22 protein-coding genes and 1 pseudogene are annotated in these 20,054 nt (G+C 70.4%); 6 read left to right on the plus strand and 17 right to left on the minus strand.

Features of this window, described 5'->3' with window-relative positions; translation table 11 throughout:
- The 4 genes from GXP76_RS23040 to GXP76_RS23055 form a co-directional block, all read right to left on the minus strand.
- On the minus strand, positions 1-3,174 hold a 3,174-nt coding region (locus GXP76_RS23040), incomplete at its 3' end, for an alpha-L-rhamnosidase (RefSeq protein WP_242573482.1).
- A gap of 119 nt (positions 3,175-3,293) precedes the next feature.
- Positions 3,294-4,553: an ABC transporter substrate-binding protein gene (locus GXP76_RS23045; RefSeq protein ID WP_242573483.1), complete on the minus strand. Its 1,260-nt coding sequence runs from the start codon at positions 4,551-4,553 to the stop codon at positions 3,294-3,296.
- A gap of 73 nt (positions 4,554-4,626) precedes the next feature.
- A complete protein-coding gene (locus tag GXP76_RS23050; protein WP_242573484.1) occupies positions 4,627-5,448 on the minus strand; it encodes a carbohydrate ABC transporter permease in 822 nt (273 codons plus the stop codon).
- A complete protein-coding gene (locus GXP76_RS23055; RefSeq protein ID WP_242573485.1) occupies positions 5,445-6,419 on the minus strand; it encodes a carbohydrate ABC transporter permease in 975 nt (324 codons plus the stop codon). The genes GXP76_RS23050 and GXP76_RS23055 overlap by 4 nt, the downstream gene beginning before the upstream one ends.
- 214 nt (positions 6,420-6,633) lie before the next feature.
- Between GXP76_RS23055 and GXP76_RS23060 the strand changes: the two genes are divergently transcribed.
- The 3 genes from GXP76_RS23060 (at position 6,634) to GXP76_RS23070 (ending at position 9,008) form a co-directional block, all read left to right on the plus strand.
- Positions 6,634-7,665: a LacI family DNA-binding transcriptional regulator gene (locus GXP76_RS23060; protein ID WP_242573486.1), complete on the plus strand. Its 1,032-nt coding sequence runs from the start codon at positions 6,634-6,636 to the stop codon at positions 7,663-7,665.
- Between the two features lie 164 nt (positions 7,666-7,829).
- Positions 7,830-8,309: an SRPBCC family protein gene (locus tag GXP76_RS23065; RefSeq protein WP_242573487.1), complete on the plus strand. Its 480-nt coding sequence runs from the start codon at positions 7,830-7,832 to the stop codon at positions 8,307-8,309.
- 12 nt (positions 8,310-8,321) lie between these two features.
- Positions 8,322-9,008 (plus strand): HemK2/MTQ2 family protein methyltransferase, encoded by a 687-nt coding sequence (locus GXP76_RS23070; RefSeq protein WP_242573488.1) that lies wholly within the window; start codon positions 8,322-8,324, stop codon positions 9,006-9,008.
- 111 nt (positions 9,009-9,119) lie between these two features.
- Here GXP76_RS23070 and GXP76_RS23075 read toward each other — a convergent pair whose 3' ends face one another.
- From GXP76_RS23075 to GXP76_RS23115, 9 genes are all read right to left on the minus strand, one after another.
- Complete coding sequence (locus GXP76_RS23075) at positions 9,120-9,992, minus strand: SigB/SigF/SigG family RNA polymerase sigma factor (RefSeq protein WP_242573489.1); 873 nt, start codon at positions 9,990-9,992, stop codon at positions 9,120-9,122.
- A 92-nt stretch (positions 9,993-10,084) separates the two neighbouring features.
- Entirely contained in the window at positions 10,085-10,369 is a 285-nt protein-coding gene (locus GXP76_RS23080; protein ID WP_242573490.1) for a gas vesicle protein K, read from the minus strand.
- Positions 10,366-10,596, minus strand: a complete 231-nt coding sequence (locus GXP76_RS23085) for a gas vesicle protein (protein ID WP_023536998.1) — start codon at positions 10,594-10,596, stop codon at positions 10,366-10,368. The genes GXP76_RS23080 and GXP76_RS23085 overlap by 4 nt, the downstream gene beginning before the upstream one ends.
- Complete coding sequence (locus GXP76_RS23090; protein WP_242573491.1) at positions 10,580-11,449, minus strand: GvpL/GvpF family gas vesicle protein; 870 nt, start codon at positions 11,447-11,449, stop codon at positions 10,580-10,582. Before GXP76_RS23090 ends, GXP76_RS23085 begins: the two co-directional genes overlap by 17 nt.
- Positions 11,446-11,817, minus strand: coding sequence for a gas vesicle protein (locus GXP76_RS23095; protein ID WP_242573492.1), 372 nt, complete (start codon positions 11,815-11,817; stop codon positions 11,446-11,448). The genes GXP76_RS23090 and GXP76_RS23095 overlap by 4 nt, the downstream gene beginning before the upstream one ends.
- Positions 11,814-12,068, minus strand: a complete 255-nt coding sequence (locus tag GXP76_RS23100; RefSeq protein ID WP_242573493.1) for a gas vesicle protein GvpG — start codon at positions 12,066-12,068, stop codon at positions 11,814-11,816. Before GXP76_RS23100 ends, GXP76_RS23095 begins: the two co-directional genes overlap by 4 nt.
- 1 nt (position 12,069) lies before the next feature.
- A complete protein-coding gene (locus GXP76_RS23105) occupies positions 12,070-12,810 on the minus strand; it encodes a GvpL/GvpF family gas vesicle protein (protein WP_242573494.1) in 741 nt (246 codons plus the stop codon).
- Positions 12,811-12,813: 3 nt separating this feature from the next.
- Entirely contained in the window at positions 12,814-13,272 is a 459-nt protein-coding gene (locus tag GXP76_RS23110) for a gas vesicle structural protein GvpA (protein WP_242573495.1), read from the minus strand.
- 41 nt (positions 13,273-13,313) lie between these two features.
- The gene (locus GXP76_RS23115) at positions 13,314-13,637 is read right to left on the minus strand and encodes a gas vesicle protein (protein WP_242573496.1); all 324 of its coding nucleotides are present in this window, start codon (positions 13,635-13,637) and stop codon (positions 13,314-13,316) included.
- A gap of 203 nt (positions 13,638-13,840) precedes the next feature.
- Here GXP76_RS23115 and GXP76_RS23120 point away from each other — a divergent pair, with 203 nt between their 5' ends.
- The 3 genes from GXP76_RS23120 to GXP76_RS23130 all read left to right on the plus strand — a co-directional run bounded on the left by GXP76_RS23120 (position 13,841) and on the right by GXP76_RS23130 (position 15,923).
- Complete coding sequence (locus GXP76_RS23120; protein ID WP_242573497.1) at positions 13,841-14,293, plus strand: Asp23/Gls24 family envelope stress response protein; 453 nt, start codon at positions 13,841-13,843, stop codon at positions 14,291-14,293.
- An 80-nt stretch (positions 14,294-14,373) separates the two neighbouring features.
- Entirely contained in the window at positions 14,374-14,943 is a 570-nt protein-coding gene (locus tag GXP76_RS23125; protein ID WP_242573498.1) for a hypothetical protein, read from the plus strand.
- 5 nt (positions 14,944-14,948) lie between these two features.
- Positions 14,949-15,923: an SRPBCC family protein gene (locus GXP76_RS23130; RefSeq protein ID WP_242573499.1), complete on the plus strand. Its 975-nt coding sequence runs from the start codon at positions 14,949-14,951 to the stop codon at positions 15,921-15,923.
- 59 nt (positions 15,924-15,982) lie between these two features.
- On the opposite strand, the gene GXP76_RS23135 is transcribed toward GXP76_RS23130, so the two are convergent.
- From GXP76_RS23135 to GXP76_RS23150, 4 genes and pseudogenes are all read right to left on the minus strand, one after another.
- Positions 15,983-16,243 (minus strand): hypothetical protein, encoded by a 261-nt coding sequence (locus GXP76_RS23135; RefSeq protein ID WP_242573500.1) that lies wholly within the window; start codon positions 16,241-16,243, stop codon positions 15,983-15,985.
- 83 nt (positions 16,244-16,326) lie between these two features.
- On the minus strand, positions 16,327-16,965 hold the full coding sequence (locus tag GXP76_RS23140) for a dihydrofolate reductase family protein (RefSeq protein WP_242573501.1): 639 nt from the start codon (positions 16,963-16,965) through the stop codon (positions 16,327-16,329).
- 156 nt (positions 16,966-17,121) lie between these two features.
- Positions 17,122-17,505, minus strand: coding sequence for a VOC family protein (locus tag GXP76_RS23145; RefSeq protein ID WP_242573502.1), 384 nt, complete (start codon positions 17,503-17,505; stop codon positions 17,122-17,124).
- Positions 17,506-17,604: 99 nt separating this feature from the next.
- Positions 17,605-20,054 (minus strand): annotated as a pseudogene (locus GXP76_RS23150) (beta keto-acyl synthase); the annotation flags it as partial.

Genomic DNA, 20,054 nt, shown 5'->3' on the forward strand with positions numbered 1-20,054 from the left:
GTACGTCCCGGACGGGACGGTGAAGACGGGGCGGTCCCCTTCGGCGTGCCGGGGCGTGGCCCCGGCCGGGCTCTCGTACGGTCCGCGGCCGGACTCCGGCAGCCGTACCTCGGCCGTGGTGTTCGGCGGCACGGTGACCGTCAGGCGGAAGGTGCCGCCCTTGAGGGTCCACGCGGACCTGGCCTCGCCGTACGGCGTTCGGTAGCTGCCCTCGGCGTGGGTGAGATCGCCGACGACGCGCGGGTCGAAGACGAGGTCACGGTAGGCGACGGAGCCGGGTGCCTGGCGGATACCGGCGAGCGCGCCGTGGAACCACTCCTCGATCTGGAGAAGGATCACGTGGTTCTTGGAGTTCCCCATGTCCCACTGCTCGGGGATGGTCGTGAGGCCCCCGGGGTTGGCCGTGGTGGGAGCCATGAAGTACCCGTAGCCGGGCCGGGTGTCCTCCTGGAGCACCTTCCACAGCACGTCGTCGCGCCCGGCCGAGGTGAGGGCCCGTACGGTCGGCGCGAGCCCGATGGTGCCACCGCCGAAGTGCGGCCCGCCTCCGAACGGGCTGAAGCCCTCGACGAGTTCGACGAGCGCGTCGACGACCCGCTCGCGCTCGCTCTCGGGTACCAGCCCCTCGTCGAGCGCCAGTGCCTGGGCGGCCTGTGTCGCGCCCGTGGCGCCCAGATCGCCCTGGTTGGTGTAGCGGCCCAGCGCCGAGTTGAAGAACGCGTCGTGGAAAGCCGTCTTGATGTGGTCGGCCAGAGCGCGGTACTCGTCCGCGTCGGCGTGCCGGCCCAGCAGCGCCGCCATCTTGGCCATGCGGTCGGCGACCTGGTGATATCCCCACGTCCCGGTGATCCGGCCCGAGGTGGGCTCGGCCGCGATCCAGTCCCCGAGCGCGGCGTCCACGATGTACGCGTCGGCGCCCGTACCGGCCTTCCGCGTCCTGATGTACGTCAGGAACGCCTGCATCCGCGGGTAGTGGCGTGCCATCGTCCGGGTGTCGCCGTACGTCTCGTACAGGTACCACGGCGTCAGGACGATGCCGTTGCCCCAGTTGATCTCGTCGCCGAACCTGCCGGTGTAGCCCCAGTCGTACACGGGGGCCTTCAGCGCGACGTTGCCGATGTTGTCCCCGGCCCTGGACTGGCCCTCCGCGAGGTGGCGCTGCATCGTCCGCAGATAGGCGGCGTACCCGAAATGGCGGTGCAGAGAGCTGAAGGGCTGCAGGTAGTCGGCCGGATAGGCGAGTTTCTCGCGGCCGGGGCAGTCGGTGAACGTGGACATCATGTTGCTCATGACGGAGTAGCGGGCCATGCGGTGGATGCGGTTGATCCGCGCGTCGGACGTGGTGAAGGTGCCGGCCACGGGCGTGTCCGCGTGCAGTTGCAGGCCGGTGACCGTCCTGACGCTCGGCCGGTAGCCCTCGGGAAGGCCGGTGACCTCCACCCACTGCATGCCGAAGTAGTTGAGCTCGGGGTGCCAGCTCTCGCCGTCGCGGTCGCCGCGCGCGGTGTACGCGGCGAACACGTCGGTCCCGCGGCCGGCGCCGCCGCCCATGACGGACGCCTGGTCGACGGTGCCGTCGGCGGCGAGTGACTCCCCCGGCCGCATCTTGACCGTGGTGCCCGCGGGTACGGCGCGGTCGAGGGTGAGTTCGGGCCAGCCGGCGAAGTTCTGGCCGAAGTCGAAGACCCACACGCCGGGGCGGGGCTCGGTGAGACCCACCGGGCGGATCCGGTCGACCACGCGCACCGGCTCGCCGGCGCGCCAGACGAGCTCCGTCGTCAGGTTGGGGGGCGGCGCGATGCCCGCGCGGATCCATCCGGTGGGAGAGCCGTCCCGGCGCTTCGCCGTCGCACCGAGGTCCGCCCCGGGCCCGGCCCAGCCGGCCTGTTCACGGCGCGCGTCGTAATCGGTCCCGGAGTACCAGTTGTTGGTCGTCGTCGGGCCGAACGCCGTCCGCCACGAACGGTCGCTGACGATCGTGTCGACGGAACCGTCGGCCTTCGTGATCTCCAGACGGGCGATCAGCCGGGGTGTCACGGCGGCGCCCGCGCTGGGGTCGGTGCTCGCCAGGGGGTTCCCCGAGCCGGAGACCGCCGCGCCCGCCGTGTGGGCGGCCGTGAGACCGGGTTTGAAGGTGATGCCCGTCCCCTCCGCGCCGGGCGTGCCGATCGCGGTGATCTCGCGACTCTCCAGCCGCTCGCCGCCGTCGCCCGTATCGATGTTGACCGTGCCGCCGACGTGGTAGCCGGTCACACCGCTCACCTTGACGACGGTGTCCCCGGCCGCGGCCGGCGCGGACAGGGTCCCGCTGCCCTTCACCTGGCTCTGCCACCAACTGTAGGGAGCCGTACGGCCGGTGGCCGGATTGGTGACGGAGCGCGACACCAGCGCCGTCCCGTGCCCGAGCTCGACGCCCACGGTGTTGGCACCGGGGCGCACCAGGCGCGTCACGTCGTACACGCGGTACTCCGTGGAGAGCTGGTAGTTGGAGTTGCCGGGTGCGAGGACCTCGTCGGTGACGGTCTTGCCGTTGAGCTGCGCGAGGTGCAGTCCGACGCCCGAGAGATACAGCCTCGCCCTGACGACTCCCCCCGTACGCCGCTGCTCGATCTCGAACGGGCGCGCGAACAGCGGCAGCGGATCGCCGGCTTCCCGGTCCGGGTACTCGATCCACCGGGCCTCGCCCCAGTCACCGCGCTTCAGAAGCCCCATCTCCCACGAGGAGGGCCGGCTCCACGGAGTCACACGGCCCTGGCCGTCCCACACCCTCACCTGCCACACCACCTCCTGCCGGGACGTCAGGGCGGGACCGCTCCACGGGACGTCGGTCTGGGCGTCCGAGCGGACCTTGCCGGAGTCCCAGAGGTACGGACCCCGGACGAGCGCGGGAGCACTGTGCGCGGCCCGTATCTGGTACGCGCTCTGCGCCCAGCCGCTCCGCGCGCCGGTCACTCGCCAGCCCAGTGCCGGTGCGGTGTCGTCCACCCCGAGGGGTTCGTCCTCGCGGCCGTTGACGGTGAGGTGGCCGACCGTCGTCGGCGCGGTCACCCCGCGGTCGTCGAGGGCGGCTGCCGTGCCGCCGGTTCCCAGGGGCAGCGCGAGACCGGCCGCACCGGCGACGAGGATCCCGATGAGGTGTCTGCGACTGAGGCCGTTCCGCGGCTCTGCGGGCATGCTGAACTCCTTGTTCGGTGTTCGGTGGTCTTCGCCCACGGTCCGGGGCTGATCGGGGACGCTTCACCCGTGGGTGGGCACGGGCGTGTACCGGGAGAGGCCGGGCGGGTGCCTGGCGGTCAGGTGCCGGCCCGGTAGTCGGTGTCCATGTCCTTGAGCACGTCGTCGGCGCCGGTCTGGCCGCTGAAGAGTTCCTGGAGCCCGGTGAGCATGGTCTGCTGCACCTTGGGGTTGGGCCAGAGCTGATCCATGAACGGCACGGTTCTGTCGTCGTTGATGAACGTGGTGAGTTCGGTCAGCGCGGGGTCCGCCGTGTGGCCGGTGTCGGGGAGCGTCGGCAGGCTGCCCTGCTTCCCGGTGAACACCTTCATGCCCTCGGGGGACATCACGAAGTCCACGAACTTCAGGGCGAGTTCCTTGTTCTTGGCCTTGGCGTTGACGCCGTATCCCATGCCGGCCGCGGCAGGCATGAGGAATCCTCCGGGATCGTCGGTCGCGGGCAGCGCCTTGAGGGTGAACCTGCCCTCCGGGTTCTTGCCCTTGAGCAGTGCCACGACCCAGTTGCCCTGGACGATGCCCAGGGTCTTTCCGGTCGCGGCGAGTTCCTGGCTGGCCTCGTAGCTGGTGCTGAGCGGGCTCTTCTGGAAGCAGCCGGTCTTGTTCATTTCCTCGTACTTGGCCATCGCGGTGACCCAGGCGGACTTGGCGAAGGTGGCCTGGCCGTCCTGCATCTTCCGGTCGAAGTCCCGGTCGGGTCCGTACACGGTGGTGGCGGCGAGTGCGTAGAGCACGGTCTGAGTGACCCAGTTGTCCTGGTTGCCCAGGGCGAAGGCGGGTGTCTTCCCGGCGGCGGCCTCGCGGCAGAAGTCCAGGAGTTCGGTCCAGGTGCCCGGCGGGGTGAGTCCGGCCTTGTCGAGGGCGTCCTGGTTGTAGACGGCGCCGATGCCGTTGAGGCCGAAGAGCGCGTTGTAGGTCTTGCCCTCGTACTGGGCGAGGGTCTTGACCGAGGCGGGCAGCTTCTCCGCCCAGGGTCGGCTGGACAGGTCGAGCAGATAGCCGGGCTCGGACAGGACGTAGGTGGCACCGGGGTTGCCGTTGCCCGGCCACACCGACATCACGTCGGGTGCGGTGCCGGAGGAGAGCTTCGTACGGATCTGCTGCTGGTACTGGTCGGCGCCGCTGGTGGTCAGGCGCACCTCGACGCCGGGGTTGGCCTTCTTGAACGCGTCGACGACGTCCTCGATGGATCCCTGGTCGACCGAGGCGATCGTCAGGGTCTTGGAGTCGCCGCCGCTCGCGTTGGTGCCTCCGCCGCAGGCGGCGAGCACCGTACCGGCCGTCAACGCGGCCACCAGCGCCGTCAGTCTGGTTGTTCTCATGGTGTCTCCCGGGAGAAGTGGACCGGTCGGTTGTCGACCGGCGGGGTGAGCGGCGAAGGGTGTGCGGTCGGTGTCATCCCTTGAGCCCTCCGGCGAAGCCGTTGATGATGCTGCGCTGCAGCGCGAAGTAGACGGCGAGGATCGGCACGATGCTGATGGCCAGTGCCGCGAAGACGAGGTTCCAGTCCGTGATGTACTGACCGACGAAGCCGGCGACGGCGACCGGCATGGTCTGCTGTGCGCTGCCGCTGAGATACAGCAGCGGGGTGAAGAAGTCGTTCCAGACAGCGACCGCGTTGAGCACCAGCGCGGTCACCGTGATCGGCCGGAGCATCGGGAACACCACGTGGAGGAAGCCCCTCAGCGGGGTGCATCCGTCGATGAGCGCGGCCTCTTCGAAGTCCCGCGGCAGGGCACGCAGGAAGCCGACGTAGAGGAAGGTGGTGAACGGCACCTGATGACCGGAGTAGAAGAGGATCAGCGCCCACGGACTGCCGAGCAGATCGAGATCGCGCATCGTCTGGTACAGCGGCAGTGAGGCGAGCTGGAACGGCACCACGAGCCCCAGCATGATCAGCAGGAACATGCCCCGTGACCAGCGCGCGGTGACACGCGCCAGCGGATACGCGGCGAACGCCGAGAGCGCCAGCACGATGACGACGCTGCACGCGGTCACCAGGACGCTGTTCGCCAGCGCGCCGCCGAGACCACCCTGCTGCCACGCCTGGGTGAAGTTGTCCAGCGTGGGGGAGGTGGTCGGCCGCAGCGGCGACGAGGTGTCCGACGGGGCGCGGACAGCCAGGTTCACCAGGACGTACAGCGGAAATCCCACGACCAGGGCGACGGCGATCATCACCAGTTCGAGCCCGAACGTGCGCCGGCGGTAGCGCTTCACGAGGACGCCCTCTCGTTGCGGGACAGGAAGAAGTACTGGCCGGCCGAGACGACCGCCACGATGACCGCGAGCACCACCGCGAGGGCGACGCTGTAGCCGAACTCGCCGAGTGTGAAGGCGTCCTTGTAGATCAGGGTCGAGAGTGTGTCCGTCGCATGGCCGGGCCCGCCGCCCGTCAGCGCGTAGACCTGGTCGAAGAGTTTGATCCCGCCGATGATCGACAGCATCAGGTTGATCGTCAGCGCGGGAGCGAGCAGCGGACGCGTGACGGACCAGAAGCGCCGGACGGGGCCCGCGCCGTCGATGTCCGCGGCCTCGTAGATCTCCTTGGGCACCGACTCCAGCCCCGCGAGGAAGATGACCATGGAGTAGCCGCCGAACTGCCACACGACGACACCCACGACGGACCACAGGGCGATGTCCGGGTCGCCCAGCCAGTCCTGCTCCCAGGAATTCAGTCCCACCGCACGGAGCAGACCGTTCACCGCGCCGTCGGGGCTGAGCAGGTTGCGCCACAGATAGGCGGTGACGATGGGCGTGACCACGGCCGGGGCGAACAGGAAGACGCGCAGCACGTTGCGGGACTTGATGATGCTGTTGACCCCGAGCGCCAGCAGCAGCCCGAACGCGTTCTGGATGACGGTGACCGCCACGGCGATCAGCAGGGTGTGCCAGATCGCCTGTACCGCGTCGGTGTCACGGAACATGGCGCCGAAGTTGTCCAGGCCGACGAAGGAGAAGTCGGGGTCGAGACCGTCCCAGTCGGTGAAGGCGTAGTACACGCCACGGGTACTCGGCACGAGGACGACGAAGGCGAACAGCGCCGTCGCCGGCGCGGCGAACCACCACGGCGCCGCGATGTGACGCCGCGCCGACGGGCGGACACGGCGTCGCGCGGGCGCGGAAGCCACCGGATCGGAGACCGGGTCCCGGACCGCGTCGCGGACCGGGTCGGGCGGGGCAGTGGGCACGGTGGGATCCGCTCTCTTAAAACGATTCAATCCGATGGGTAACGTTCCCCAAAAAGTTGCGGCAGACTCTAGGAGTGGCCCTGGGCGGCGTCAATATGTCTGACACGATGCGGGAAATCCGGCCCGGTCACGGCACCATGGACACGCCCTAGACTCTGGGCAACGTTTCCTGCCCCGGGCCCCGTACGGCGGCGGGGCCAGAGGAGGAACCCGCATGGAGCCGCCAGCGCAGCCCCGGCGCGTCACCATCGTCGATGTCGCCCGGCACGCCCAGGTGTCCACGACCGCCGTGTCCAAGGTCCTGCGCAACGCGTACGGGACCAGCCCGAAGATGCGGGCCAAGGTGCGCCAGGCGATAGCGGAACTGGGCTACCGGCCCTTCGCCGCGGCCCGGGGCATGCGCGGCCGGACCTACACGATCGGCGTGATGCTGCCGGACATCCGCAACCCGTTCTTCCCGGAGATCCTCGACGGGCTGACCGAGGCCCTGGACGAGACGGACTACCAGGTCCTGATGGGTCCGGGCTGCAACGGCGAGGCGGCGGAGGCCCGGGTCACCGAGGCCATGATCGACCGGGGCATGGACGGGCTGGTCCTGATCGCGCCGGTCTCTCCCCGGTCCCATCTGGAACAGGTGGCCGGCACCGTGCCGACCGTGGTCGTCGGACGTCACGGGCAGTCGGCCGTCTACGACACGGTGTCGGACGACGACATCGCCGGCGCCACGCTCGTCGTCGACCACCTCGTCGGTCTCGGACACCGGCGGATCGCGCACATCGAGCACGCCGAGACCGACCCCGCCCGCATGAGGGAGATGCCCAACGCACTGCGCGCCGAGGGCTTCCGGCTGTCGATGCGGGCACACGGCCTCGCGGACGACGTCGTCTCCACCACCTACACCCAGGAAGGCGGCTACCTCGGCGCCAAGAAGCTGCTCACCCGGGCCGAGCGCCCGACCGCCGTCTTCGCCGGCGCCGACATCGTGGCGATGGGGGTCCTCGAAGCACTCGACGAAGCCCGCGTCTCCGTCCCCGGAGACATCTCCGTCGTCGGCTACGACAACACCACCTTCGCCGCGCTCGGCCCCATCTCACTCACCAGCGTCGACCAGGCGGGCCGGCACATCGGCGCCGAGGCCGCACGCCTTCTGCTGGCCCGTCTCACCGACCGGGGAAAGCCGTCCGCCCAGGTCAAGCTCACGCCCTCCCTGGTGGCCCGGCGCACCACCGCGCCGCCACCGGCCTGAGCGGACGCCGGAGCCCTCCCCGTCCACGGCGTCGAAGGCGCCGCACGGCCCCGGACGGGCGGCGGGTTTCCCGAACCCCTGCGACAGTGAGAGTCATGCGGCCGAATGCGCCAGGGAGCTGGTGACCGGCCCACTCGGGGCCGTTGACCAGGGCTGGAGGGCCGATGGCCGTACGACATCGCTTGATCGAGCGGCCCGTGGCGGACGTCTGGGCGGTGCTCGCGGACGGTTCGCGCTACGGCGACTGGGTGGTCGGTACGTCCGGCTCGCGCCCGGAGGAGGGGGTGTGGCCGGAGGTCGGATCCAGCATCACGTACACGATCCGGCTGGGGCGGTGGTCGGCGTCGGGCAGCACGGTCGTCCGGCGGTGCGAGGAGCCCGGTGTGCTGGAGCTGGAGGCCGACAGCGGGCGGCTCGGCACCGCGCGGATCGCCGTGGAGGTCCGGCCCTGGGGCGAGAACGCCCTGGTGATCATCGACGAGCACCCGTTGCGCGGGCCGGGCGGGCTGCTCCACAACACGGCCGTGGACACGCTGCTCCAGCTCCGTCACCGCAGCATGCTCGCCCGTCTGGCGGACGTGGTGGAGAACGCCCCAGCGCACCCGCGCGCGGCCGGATCGAACGCCCGTCCGGTGGCGGAGTGACGAGGTGAGCCGATGCCCGGTCCGATGAGTACGTACGGCCAGGGCGGCCGGGTGATGCTGCCGCACGGGGTCTACGGGCCCCAGGGAGACACTCTGCTGCTGCGGGAAGCACTGGAACGGGAGACCGTCGGTGCCGGGACGACGGTCCTGGACGTCGGCACGGGGTCCGGGTTTCTCGCTCTCGCCGCCGCGCGCCGGGGCGCGCGGGTGACGGCCGTGGACCGTACCCGCCGTTCCGTGCTCGCCACCCGTCTGAACGCGGCGCTCGCCGGGCTGCGGATCGAAGCCGTCCGGGGTGACCTCCTCGCCCCCGCCGTCGGCAGACGGTTCCATCTCATCCTCAGCAATCCGCCGTACATGCCCGCACCCGACGCCGCCCTGCCCGAGCGGGGCCCCGCTCGGGCGTGGGACGCGGGACACGACGGACGCCTGATCATCGACCGGCTCTGCGACGGGGCCGCGGACCTGCTCCGCCCCGGCGGGGCACTGCTCCTCGTCCACTCGGCGCTGTGCGGGGTGCCCGCCACCCTGGAGCGGCTGGAACGCGCGGGCCTGCCGGCCGAGGTGACCGACCGGCGCCGCGTGCCCTTCGGCCCCGTACTGACCTCGCGGCGCCAGTGGCTGCTGGACCGCGGCCTGATCGCGCCCGGTGCCGACGAGGAGGAGCTGGCGATCATCCGCGCCGAACGAGTCGGGTGACAACCCCGCCGTCGACGCACGTTTGCCCGGACGCGTACGGGTACTCGGGGGGCATGGACGACACGAAACCCCCGGTACTCGTCCCCTTCGAGGCCCCGAATTGACGGCGGGTCAGCGGTCGGTGAGGAGCCCGGTGCGGAGCTTGGTCAGGATGCGGCTCAGGAGACGGGAGACGTGCATCTGTGAGAAGCCGAGCTCCGTGGCGATCTGAAGCTGGGTCATCTCCTGGCCGAAGCGCATCTCGATGATGTGCCGCTCCCGCTCGTCCAGCCGGTCCAGCAGCGGGGCCAGCGCGTGGAGGTTCTCCACCAGTTCCATGCCCGGGTCGCGTTCACCGAGTGCCCGGGCGTAGGTGATGTCGTCGGTGGTCCGGCCGTCGTCGCCCGCGGGGGTGTCGAGCGACCCGGCGGTGTAACCGGCGGCGGCGACGAGGCCCTCGGAGATCTCGTCCTCGGACAGATCCAGGTGACCGGAGAGATCGGTGACTGTGGGGGTCCGGTCGAGCTGCCCGCCCAGCTCCTCCCGCGCTGTCTTGATGTCGCCGCTCAGCTCCTGGAGACGGCGCGGAACGTGCACCGACCAGCTCGTGTCCCGGAAGAACCGCTTGATCTCCCCCACGATGTAGGGGACGGCGAAGGTGGCGAACTCGACCTCACGGTCGATGTCGAAGCGGTCGATCGCCTTGATCAGTCCGACCGTCCCGACCTGTAGGACGTCCTCCATCTCGCCGTTGCCGCGGTTGCGGAAGCGGCGCGCCGCGTACCGGACCAGTGTCACGTTCATCTCGATCAGCGTGTTCCGGGCGTACTGGAACTCCCGCGTCCCCTCGTCCAGTTCCCGGAGCCGTACGAAGAAGACCTTCGACAGCGCCCGTGCGTCGTTCGGCGCGACTCTTCCCGCGTCCTCGATCCACGGCAGGCAGCCCACCACCGCCCCGTTCGTCGACGCGTCCGACGGCGCGTGCGCGAGTTTCGAGACCGACATGGGAACGACCCTTCACCGGGAGACGACAACTGATGCCCATGCGCCTGCCCCCACCGCCCCTCCCCACACGGGGGAGGGAGGGCGACGCTCCCTCACCGCGTCTCGTGGGAGAGCAGGTTGCCGAGTGGTCCGAGGTCCAGGTTGAGGTCCTCGCGGCGCAGTCCGTGCAGCTCGCAGAGTTCCGTCATGCGCTCGTCGAGGAGCATCAGGGTGGTCCCCACGCGCTCTTCTTGTTCCTCCGTCAGCTCGCCGCTGTCGAAGCGGCGGATCGCCTGGCGCTCCATCAGCTGTCGCAGCAGCTCCACGACGGTCAGCACCAGAGACGCCAGATCACGGCCCGCGCTGTGCGGATCGATGTCCACACGGGTGTCGCTCACAGCGGCCCGCTGTCGGCCCACGGCGCGGGAACGCGCTCGCTGACGGACGCCAGCAGGGCGTGCAGGGAGAGCCGGACCAGCGGAACGTCCGCGATGGCGATCACGAGATCCCCGCTGATGACGACACCGGTGCCGAGCACTCTGTCGAGCAGGTCGACCAGGGGGACGCCGATGGGGGCCGTGGCCTCCGGGCCCTGCCACGGAACGGGATTACGGGTGCCCTGCAAGATCTCCTCCGTCGGTGAACGAGTAGGGGGCCCAGGGCCCGGAGACGTCGATCTCGACGCCGTCGAACTCCTGAGAGGCGCGGAGCCGCCCGATCGTGGCCGTCAGCTCCTCGCTTCTCTCCTCGGCGATCAGATAGGCCGTGTTCATGATCTGCGTGCGGTCCCTGCCGGTGACCTCGGGGCCGTGCGGCCGACGCGCGACGGCGGCGACCGCCAGTCTCCGCACGGCGTCGTCCACCTGCTCGGACGCGGCCAGTGCGCTCTCCCGGTGCTGTTCGCGCAGGTGCTGGCGGCTGCGCAGACGGTCCAGGTAGTCACGGCCCGAGACACGCCGGGGGCCGGGTCCCGGGCCGGAGGTCTCCCCGGTGCCGGGCGCGGCCGACCGGGGAGACGTGCCCGCCTGCGTCAGATGGACCTTGATCGCCCATTCGGCCCGGCCCGCGACGCGCTCCAGCGCCATACGGAAGCGTTCCGCGTGCTCCCCGACGGCGGTGCGCACCCGCTCGTCGCCGAGGTAGAGCGTGGCCAGCGGCATGGGCACGGTGGGGCCGCCCCCGGCGGCGGCGGTGACGACGCTGTGGTGGGCGCGTGCGCAGCGTTCGAGTTCGGCGGCGTCACCGAGCCGCTCGCGCAGGGCCGCTTCGGAGAACTCCGCCGCCGGCACGTCCTGGACCACGGCGCACAGTGACCCGACCGTCAGCAGACGCGGCGGCCCCCCGCCGGGGTGGCCGCGGGTGGAGGGAAGGAACCCGGGGTGGTCCGATCGGCAGACGGCGAAGACGTACGTGGCCCGGGAGCCCACGTCCTCGACGGTGGGTGGGGGCGTCTGCGCGGGTCGCGGGACAGAGTTCATCGGCGGCGCGGTTCCCTTCCGCCGCCGGCCCGCGGGAGGCTGCCGGCTTCCCGGGAGTCGTCGCCCTCCAGCGCCTCGATCCGCTCACGCAGCTGCTTGTTTTCCTCGTACAGGGCGTCGTGGGCGGCCCGCGACGACAGCGCGGGATCGGTCTCCCACCAGTCGATGCCCGCCTTCTTCGCCGTCTCCACGGACGAGATGAACAGCCGCAGGCGAATGGTCAGCAGTTCGATGTCCAGCAGGTCGATCTTGATGTCACCGGCGATGACGATGCCCTTGTCCAGCACCCGCTCCAGGATCTCGGCCAGGTTGGCCGTGGCGGGCGGGTGCGACCGGGATTCCGTGGTCCAGCTGTCCAGTTCCGTCACGGTCTCACTCCAGCTCCCGGTACCGGCGATTTCCTGTCGAGGATGTCCAGCAGCCGCTCCTCCTCGCGCTCGAAACGCACGAGGTCGATCTCGCCGTCGTCCAGGGCGCGGTTCAGTTCGGCGAGCCGCACGCGGATCACCGCGGGGTCGTAGAGCTCCGCCTCCGCCGCGTCCACCAGCCGGTCGGAGATCCAGACCACGCCGCGTACCGGTGCCAGGGGAAGGAGGAGCACACCCGAGAACAGACCCATGTCAGGCCCTGGCCGGGACGGGTTCGGGAGCAACGAAGCTGTAGCAGGGCAGCGGGCCGGTCACCCGCAGTTCGGCCTGGTCCGGATGCTCTGCGGCGAATCGCTCGGCGACACCGCGGAATCGTCCCTCCTCACGGCGGGGCACGAGGAAGGACGCGTTCAGGACACATCCCTCCACGTCCGGCCCCTGACACATGTCGTCGGCGATCGGGGCGAACAGGGGCGGCAGCAGGGCGGCCGCCGCCGCGGCCCTGCGCCGCAGGCCCGCCGCCACGGCCTCGCCGAGCCGGACGTTGGCCTCGTAACCGGGATGCCGGCGGGTCTCCTCGCGAATCCGCCGGACCACCGGGTCCTCACGGATCAGCGCGGCCAGCCCGTCCTGCACCGGCATGACCTTGACGTTCATCTCGACGCGGGAGTCCAGCCGCTCCAGGACGGCGGCGTGCCCGGCCCGGCGCGCGGCGACGCCCGCCATCACCGTGGCCTCGTCCGGTGCCACCATGCCGAAACGCATGGGCAGTACGGGCCCGGCTTCGGCCAGCGCCAGGAGAACACCCTGATGCGCCATCAGGTCGCGTCGCCGGGCCCTGAGCCCCGGGTACGCGGCGCTGACCACGACCGCGAGGTCCTCGACCGGCAGCAGACGCACCGGGGCCGGCGGCTCGCCGATGCCGTCGACGGTGGGGGGAAGGGAATGGGAGCGGCCCACGATGCCGTACACGTAGATACCTGAAGCGGTCATGGGTCAGCGCTCCTCCTTGCGGCGTCGGGATCGTTCGCGTCCGGTGCCGGACCGGGACGTCCGGGACCTGCGGGGGCGTTCGTCGTCCTCCCACTCGTCCTCGTCCTCGTCGTCGCCGCCGGGGCCCACGGCCTTCTTGACCTTCTCGCCCACGGAACGTGCGGCCTTCTTCGCCCCGGCCTTGCCGACGCTCTTCGTCATGCCACCGCCGAACAGCTCCGGCACCGTCCTGCTGGCCGAATCGTTCTCCAGGTCCAGCCGGTTGCAGGCCTCGGCGAACCGCAGGTAGGTGTCGACACTGGCGACGACGATGCGCGCGTCGATCTTCAGGATTTCGATGCCGACCAGGGACACCCTCACAAAGATGTCGATGACCATGCCGCGGTCGAGGATGAGTTCCAGGACGTCGTAGAGGGTGCCGGCGCGGGGGACGCGGACAACTTCCTCACTGTATGTGCTCAAGAGGTGACCGTCTCTCGGAATCTGGGGCAGGCTCTGGGCGCTCACGTGTCCGCCTGACCCCGGCGGTAGCGGCGGACCCTGCGGTACTGCAGCAGCGACCCGTCCTCGTCGATGTCCACCTCGTAGGTGGCGAGCAGGCTGGTGGTGTCGGGGATGCGTGGGAGCTCCAGCACATCGACGTCGACGTGCCAGCCGTCGTCCGTCCGCGAGACCGCGGAGACGCCTTCGGGCCGGTGCCTGATCAGTTTCCTCAGGCTCTGGCACGCGCGTTCGGCCGCCTCCTCCGCTCCCCGCACGTGTCCGTCGCCCGCGGGGGAGCGGGTGGATCGAGAGGTCCGGGCATGCCCGGCACGGTGCTCTGACATGATCCCCAGCATTTCGCCCCCCTGACCGCTCCGCATGCGGTGATGGACCGAACGGGCTGCCGCCGGAAACCACACGAATGGCGGCTTGGCCAGGTCCGGAGGACAGTGGATGTGGGAGTGCCCACCGCGACGCGGGCAGCGCCCGCTGCCACGTCGACGGGTCACTCGAAGATGTTTTCCCTCTTCATTTCCTGGAGGATCCGATGGCCAGCACCGACACCAGCAGCGGCATCTCCACCCACACGAGCGGCAAGAACGGGGGACCGGGCGGCACGACCACGATCGCCGACAACGTCGTCGCCACCATCGCGGGCATAGCGGTCCGTGAGTCCGACGGGATCTACGCGCTGGGCGGCAGCGCCTCGCGGGCTCTGGGATCGGTACGGGACAGGATGGCCAAGACTCCCGACCCGAGCAGGGGAGTCAAGGTCGAGGTCGGCGAGACACAGACCGCTGTCGACGTGGACGTCATCGTGGAGTACGGCGAGCCCATCGCGGAGGACGCGAAGGACATCCGCACCCGTGTGACGGACGCGGTGGAGACGATGACCGGTCTGGAAGTCGTCGAGATCAACATCAACGTGCTCGACGTGCACCTGCCCGGATCGGACGACGAGGGCGAGGACGGCGGCCGCCGTAGCGACCGGGTCCAGTGACGGCGTCGTCGCCGTTCACTCCCTCCGCTCCCGTCGCCCGCAGGGCACGCGGCGCAACCTCCCAGCAATGCGAGGCACTCATGGAGAACAGCAAGAAGGTCTGTCTCGCCGCCGCTGTGGCGGCGGGCTACGTCCTTGGCCGGACCAAGAAGGGGAAGCTGGCGCTCGGCCTCGCTCCCCTTGTCGCGGGACAGCAACTGCCGATGAATCCACGAGAGTTGCTCATCCTGGCGATGCGCAAGCTGGCGGAGAACCCCACGGTGGGGCCGCTGGTGGAGCAGGCGCGGGGTGAGGTGCTGGAGGCGGGGCGATCGGCGCTGTCCGCGACCGCGAACCGTCGTCTCGAAGCGGTGGCGGACGCGCTCCAGCAGCGGACCGAGGCACTGCTCGTAGTACCGGTCGAGGAGGACGAGGAAGAGGAAGAAGAAGAGGAGTTCGAGGACGAGGACGAAGAGCCCGGGGAGGACGAGGAAGAAGAGGAGGAACGCCCCCGCCGCCGTGCGGAGAAACGGCCGCCGGCGAAGAAGGCGCCCGCCAAGAAGTCCGCGGCCAAGAAGGCACCGGTGAAGAAGGCGCCCGCCAAGAAGAAAGCGGCGGCGAAGAAGCCCGCCGCGAAGAAGTCCGCGCAGAGTGACGGCCGGAGGAGGTAGCTCTCATGGCCAAACAGCCCGGCAAACCCACGGACACGAGTTCATCCGGCCTGGAGCAGGTCAAGGAACAACTCTCCGCCTACGTCGGGGCCCGGGGCCAGCGACTGCTGGATTCCGCCGGCGGCAAGCTCACCGACCTCGCGCAGGGCCTCGGGGACGGCGCCGACAAAGGCGGCACCGGAGGCATCCTCGATGTCGGAAAGCGGGTGCTCGGCGGCGAGAACCCGGTCAAGGCCCTCGTGGGCGAGAAGGCCGGCTCGATGAAGGACAAGGCCGTGGACTCCGTCAAGAACGCCTTCGGCGGCGGGGACCAGAAATCCGGCAGCCCCAAGGTCACCAACATCATCGAAGCCATCGACGTCGGCAAACCGCTGCGCACGGTCTATGACCGCTGGACCGAGATCGAGGAGTTCAACACCTTCACCAAGGGCGTCACCGACGTGAAACAGTCGGACGAGATCGAGAGCGACTGGAAGCTCAAGGTCGCGTTCTCCAACCGCAGTTGGAAGGCCACGGTGCAGGAACAGGTCCCCGACGACCGCATCGTCTGGACATCGGAAGGCGCCAAGGGGACGACGCACGGCGCCATCACCTTCCACGAACTGGCCCCCAGCCTGACCCGAATCGTCGCGGTCGTCGAATACACCCCGTCCGGATTCTTCGAGAAGACCGGCAACATCTGGCGCGCACAAGGACGCCGACTGCGCCTGGACCTCAAGCACTTCCAGCGGTACGCCACACTCACCGACGACGAGGACGTCGAAGGCTGGCGCGGCGAGATCCGCGAGGGCGAGGTCGTCCGGAGCCACGAGGAAGGGCTTGAGGACGACGAACCGGAGGAAGGGGGCGAGGAGGACGAGGGGCCGGAGGAGCCCGAGGACGAAGCCGACGACTACGACGAGGAAGAGGAAGACGAAGAAGAGGAGGAAGAGCCGGACGACGAGGACGAGGAGGACGAGGAGGACGAGGAGCGGAGGTGAGGGCCACCGCCCCGCCGCTCCCCGGTCCCGCCGATCAGGACCGGTGCGATCAGGAGCGGTTACGGGAGCGAGAACAGAACCGGGTCGTCCCCGGGCGTCTCGGGCTCGTCCTCGGGCAGGTCGAACAGGGGCTGTTCACCGGGCATCGGCAGATCCACGACCGCCAGGGACCCGGGGCACGACACCAGCGAGCCGTCCGGATCGCGGTGCGTGCCCGGTGCGTCGTGCCGCCGGACGCGGCCCCTCCTCAACTGGCCGGCGACCGGCCCGGCAGCGATCGCACGGTGGCAGGCGGCGCAGTTCACGCGGGGAAGCTTCACACCGACCAGTGTGCCGGTGTTCGGCGGACCGGCGCGCACGGCCTCCCGCACCGCCTCCTTCGCCGGCGGGCACCGGCGTGGCGTCAGCGGCGTACCAGGGTCGCGTGGGTGACCTTCGGTGAGCTGACCAGCTCGGACACCCGGTAGCCGTCGATCCCGTCACCCAGATTGTCGAGCACCCGTTCCCCGCGCCCGATGAGGATCGGCGCGATCACCAGATGGAGCTCGTCGATCAGTCCGGCGCGCAGATACTGCCGGATGACCGCCGCCCCGCCACCGATCCGGACGTCCTTGCCGTCCGCGGCGTCGAACGCGCGCCGCAGCACCGTCTCCAGCGGCTCGTCGGTGAAGTGGAAGGTGGTTCCGCCCGCCATCTCCAGTGCCGGGCGCAGATGGTGGGTGTGCACGAAGACATCGTGGTGGTAGGGCGGGTTGTCGCCCCACCAGCCCTGCCAGGACTCGTCCTCCCACGGCCCGCGCTGGGGCCCGAACATGTTCCGCCCCATGATCGTCGCGCCGATGTTCCGCTCGCCCCGGACGAAGTACTCGACGTCCGTTCCGGTCTTCCCGGCGGCCAGATCCTCCGTCGCCGACATGAACCAGCTGTGCAGGTCGTCGCCCCAGCCGACGCCGTCGCCGAACGGGGCGTCCAAACGCTGGTTCGGGCCGGCCGCGAAGCCGTCGAGGGAGATGGTCACGTTGTGTACGCGGACCTTGGGCATGTCCTTCACCTCTTGTGTCGGTGTTCTTCTCTCACCTCTACGTCGTACGGACCCTGCCCGGATCGACATCCCGCGCGCACTTTTTCCGCGGGCGGCGGGAACATCCGCCGCGGCCGACCGGCCGCCGGGCAGAACCGGCCGGACAGCGCGCAAGAGTCAGGAATGCGCGGCGGCCCGGTCGGACTCACTGCGCAGGACGCAGAATTCGTTGCCCTCCGGATCGGCGAGGATCACCCAGCCCGATCCATCGGGGTTCCGGTGATCGGCGACGAAGGCGGCACCGAGTCCCAGCAGCCGGTCCACCTCCTCGTCCCGCGAGGTCTCGGGGCGCAGACACAGATGGATCCGATTCTTGACCGTCTTGCTCTCGGGCACCTGGTTGAAGTGCAGCACCGGGCCCTCCGCCAGCATCACCTGCGTCTCCGGGGAGCCCGGCCCGTCCTCCGGATGCAGTGGACGGCCGGTCACCCCGCTCCAGAACCGGGCGAGCTCATAGGCATCCGCACAGTCGACCGCCACGTTCTGCAATACCGAGACCATGCGCCGAGCCTTCCTGATCTCCACGGCGAACGCCACCCGGTTCTTCCGCCCGTTCTCCGCGCCTGACGCCAGTGCCCGGCCCCGGGCCGGGCACTGGCGTCAGGGAGCGGGCGAGGGCCCCGGAGAGGCGTCGGACACCACGCGCATGCCCAGCCCGCGCACCCGGTAGATGCACGTGTCGTCGCCCCACAGGGACGCGTCCGCCACCGCGTACGGCCCAAGGGCGTCCGTGCCGCTCTCCACGATGTCCACGTCCACCCGGATCAGCCGGTTGGCCGGGGTGATCTGGCCGCGGTACGTCCAGGTCGTCTCGCGGCCGGGCAGCACCGGTTCGAACCGGGGGTGCGGAACGCCGTCCGCCACGCCACGCTCCAGCAGGTGGTACTGGAGCAGCTGGCACATGGCCTCGACGCCCAGCGATCCCGGCTGCACCGGGTCCTGGAAGAAATGGGCGCGGAAGAACCACTCGCCCGGGACCACGTCCTTCTCCGACCGCAGCCGCCCGAGCCCCGCGCTGCCCCCGTCCGGCCAGGAACCGGTGATCCGGTCCAGCATCAGCAGCATGGGGCCCGGCAGGCGCGGCTGCCCGGAGCGGTGAGGAGCGGGCCGGGCGGTCAGATCGACCTCCCGGTCGCAGGGCTCGTCCAGGCGGGCCCGGTCCTCCGCCGACGCGGCGAGGCCCTGCTGGTGGTCGAAGGCCGACGGCGGGAAGTAACCGAAGACCGTGGAGAGTTCGAACAACGGCGCGCCGTCGGCCGTGCACCTGACCCGGAACGACTCGATGATCATGTCCCCGCTCCGGGACACCCGCGTCAGTTCCGCGTGGGTGCGGACCGTACCCGTCGCGGGAGTGACCTCACCGGTGACCGTCCCCGCCCCGTCGAGGTTGCGGAACAGCAGATCCGTGCCGGTCGTCAGCGCGCTGCCCACGTACGAGGCCAGCCACCCGCAGGGCTGCAGCGCGATCTCCATCAGGACCGCGAACGGCATCGTACGGCCGCCGCTCTGCTCGAAGTACCAGGCCCGCGCGGGCACGTCGTACTCCGCGACGACACCGCTGCCCTCCCGCATACCGCCCTGCGGTCCGTCCACCGAGACGACGCGGCTCATGAAGTGGTACGGGGGACCGGGCAGCCGCGCGAGCCTGCGGGTGCCGTCGAAGGGCTCGTACGCGGCGCCGAACGCCTCACTCGGTCTGCCCCAGGCACACGCCAGCAGCGAGGAGTGGTCGAAGGGGAACCCGTCGGCCGCCGTCGCCACCGGTCGCTTCTCCCGGTGCCCGGCCAGCCCGCCGAGCAGGGGGAGCGGCACCGGCGTCCCGCTGTCCTGTACGAGGGGCGGGCCCGAGTGCCGCCAGTGCGACAACGGCCAGTCGGGTACGAGCCGCAGTGCCACGTCCCGGCCCAGGAACGCCCTCGCCCCGTCCACCGAGCCCACCACATCGGCGTACAGCGTCGGCACCGGCCCGGCCGAGACCCCGCGCACGTACACCTCGTAGACGACGCGTCCGGCGTCCGGAGTCGCCTGTCCCCGGCACATCGCCTTGCACGGGTGATCACCGACGGGTTCGAAACGCCAGCCGTCGCGGTCCAGGGTGTAGCCCATGGCCGTCAGATAGAACGCCATCGCCTGGAGGGCGCCCTGGAGCATCAGGGTGCCCGGCATACAGGGGTCGTTCTTGAAGTGCCCCTCGAAGAACCAGTCGTCCGGCGACAGCGGCGTCTCGGCCCGCAGGTAGCCGCGGCCCCACGGCCCCCCGGCCGGGTCGAACGCGGTGACCTCGTCGAGCAGCCGCAGCCGGCCCCCGTCGAGCCGGGGCGGGCGGACGTGGGCCGCCGTCGCCTCCCAGCCGGGGCCGAAGCAGTCCGCCGGCCGTCCCTCGGTCAGGGCCCGCACCCGGTCCGCGCCGAAGCGGTTCCGTTCGCAGCGCACCGCGGGCGGGTCGAGCGGCAGGTCGTCGCCGGGCCGCCGCTCGGCGGGGTCCCACCGCACACCCCCGCTGCCGGCGAGCTCCGCGGGGGTGAAGAACCCGGCCTGGCCCTCGCGGACGCTCAGCCGCAGTTCGCCGTCCACGTAACAGTCGTAATGGAAGAATGCCAGCCGGACACCGTCGTGCTCCGCGTGGCCGTCGATGTGGATCTCGTAGCGCAGGGTGTCACCCGCCTCCGGCGGGCTGCCGTGGTACGTCACCTCGCAGCCCAGCAGCCGGTAGGCGCGCTCGCCCCGGTTGAGGAGGTCCACGCCCAGCCAGCTGAGCAGGAGCAGATCCGCCTGGCCCGCCTCGATCAGCAGACCGGGCGGCATACGGCCGGTCGAGTCCAGGTACCAGCTGTCGGGCCGGACATCGGTCTCCGTCCAGATCATCCCGTCGGTGCGCACCGGGCCGGGCGCGACGAGCGCCGCGGGCACGGCGTCGATACCGGTGACCCGGTCCGCGAACAGCATCGGAGGCTGCGGCATCCGCGTCTGCACCGCGTACCCGTCCTGCTCGGCGAACCTCGGGCCGAACAGCTCGGAGATCTCCCGCGAGGCGAGGTGCTCCAACTGGG

Source organism: Streptomyces sp. NP-1717, from assembly GCF_022695985.1.
Lineage (GTDB): Bacteria > Actinomycetota > Actinomycetes > Streptomycetales > Streptomycetaceae > Streptomyces.

Excerpts from the sequence above, each read along its gene's own strand:
- GXP76_RS23045 (WP_242573483.1), bottom strand. The coding sequence starts at position 4,553 with ATGAGAACAACCAGACTGACGGCGCTGGTGGCCGCGTTGACGGCCGGT.
- GXP76_RS23060 (WP_242573486.1), top strand. The coding sequence starts at position 6,634 with ATGGAGCCGCCAGCGCAGCCCCGGCGCGTCACCATCGTCGATGTCGCC.
- GXP76_RS23065 (WP_242573487.1), top strand. The coding sequence starts at position 7,830 with ATGGCCGTACGACATCGCTTGATCGAGCGGCCCGTGGCGGACGTCTGG.
- GXP76_RS23070 (WP_242573488.1), top strand. The coding sequence starts at position 8,322 with ATGCCCGGTCCGATGAGTACGTACGGCCAGGGCGGCCGGGTGATGCTG.
- GXP76_RS23075 (WP_242573489.1), bottom strand. The coding sequence starts at position 9,992 with ATGTCGGTCTCGAAACTCGCGCACGCGCCGTCGGACGCGTCGACGAAC.
- GXP76_RS23090 (WP_242573491.1), bottom strand. The coding sequence starts at position 11,449 with ATGAACTCTGTCCCGCGACCCGCGCAGACGCCCCCACCCACCGTCGAG.
- GXP76_RS23100 (WP_242573493.1), bottom strand. The coding sequence starts at position 12,068 with ATGGGTCTGTTCTCGGGTGTGCTCCTCCTTCCCCTGGCACCGGTACGC.
- GXP76_RS23105 (WP_242573494.1), bottom strand. The coding sequence starts at position 12,810 with ATGACCGCTTCAGGTATCTACGTGTACGGCATCGTGGGCCGCTCCCAT.
- GXP76_RS23115 (WP_242573496.1), bottom strand. The coding sequence starts at position 13,637 with ATGTCAGAGCACCGTGCCGGGCATGCCCGGACCTCTCGATCCACCCGC.
- GXP76_RS23120 (WP_242573497.1), top strand. The coding sequence starts at position 13,841 with ATGGCCAGCACCGACACCAGCAGCGGCATCTCCACCCACACGAGCGGC.
- GXP76_RS23125 (WP_242573498.1), top strand. The coding sequence starts at position 14,374 with ATGGAGAACAGCAAGAAGGTCTGTCTCGCCGCCGCTGTGGCGGCGGGC.
- GXP76_RS23130 (WP_242573499.1), top strand. The coding sequence starts at position 14,949 with ATGGCCAAACAGCCCGGCAAACCCACGGACACGAGTTCATCCGGCCTG.
- GXP76_RS23140 (WP_242573501.1), bottom strand. The coding sequence starts at position 16,965 with ATGCCCAAGGTCCGCGTACACAACGTGACCATCTCCCTCGACGGCTTC.
- GXP76_RS23145 (WP_242573502.1), bottom strand. The coding sequence starts at position 17,505 with ATGGTCTCGGTATTGCAGAACGTGGCGGTCGACTGTGCGGATGCCTAT.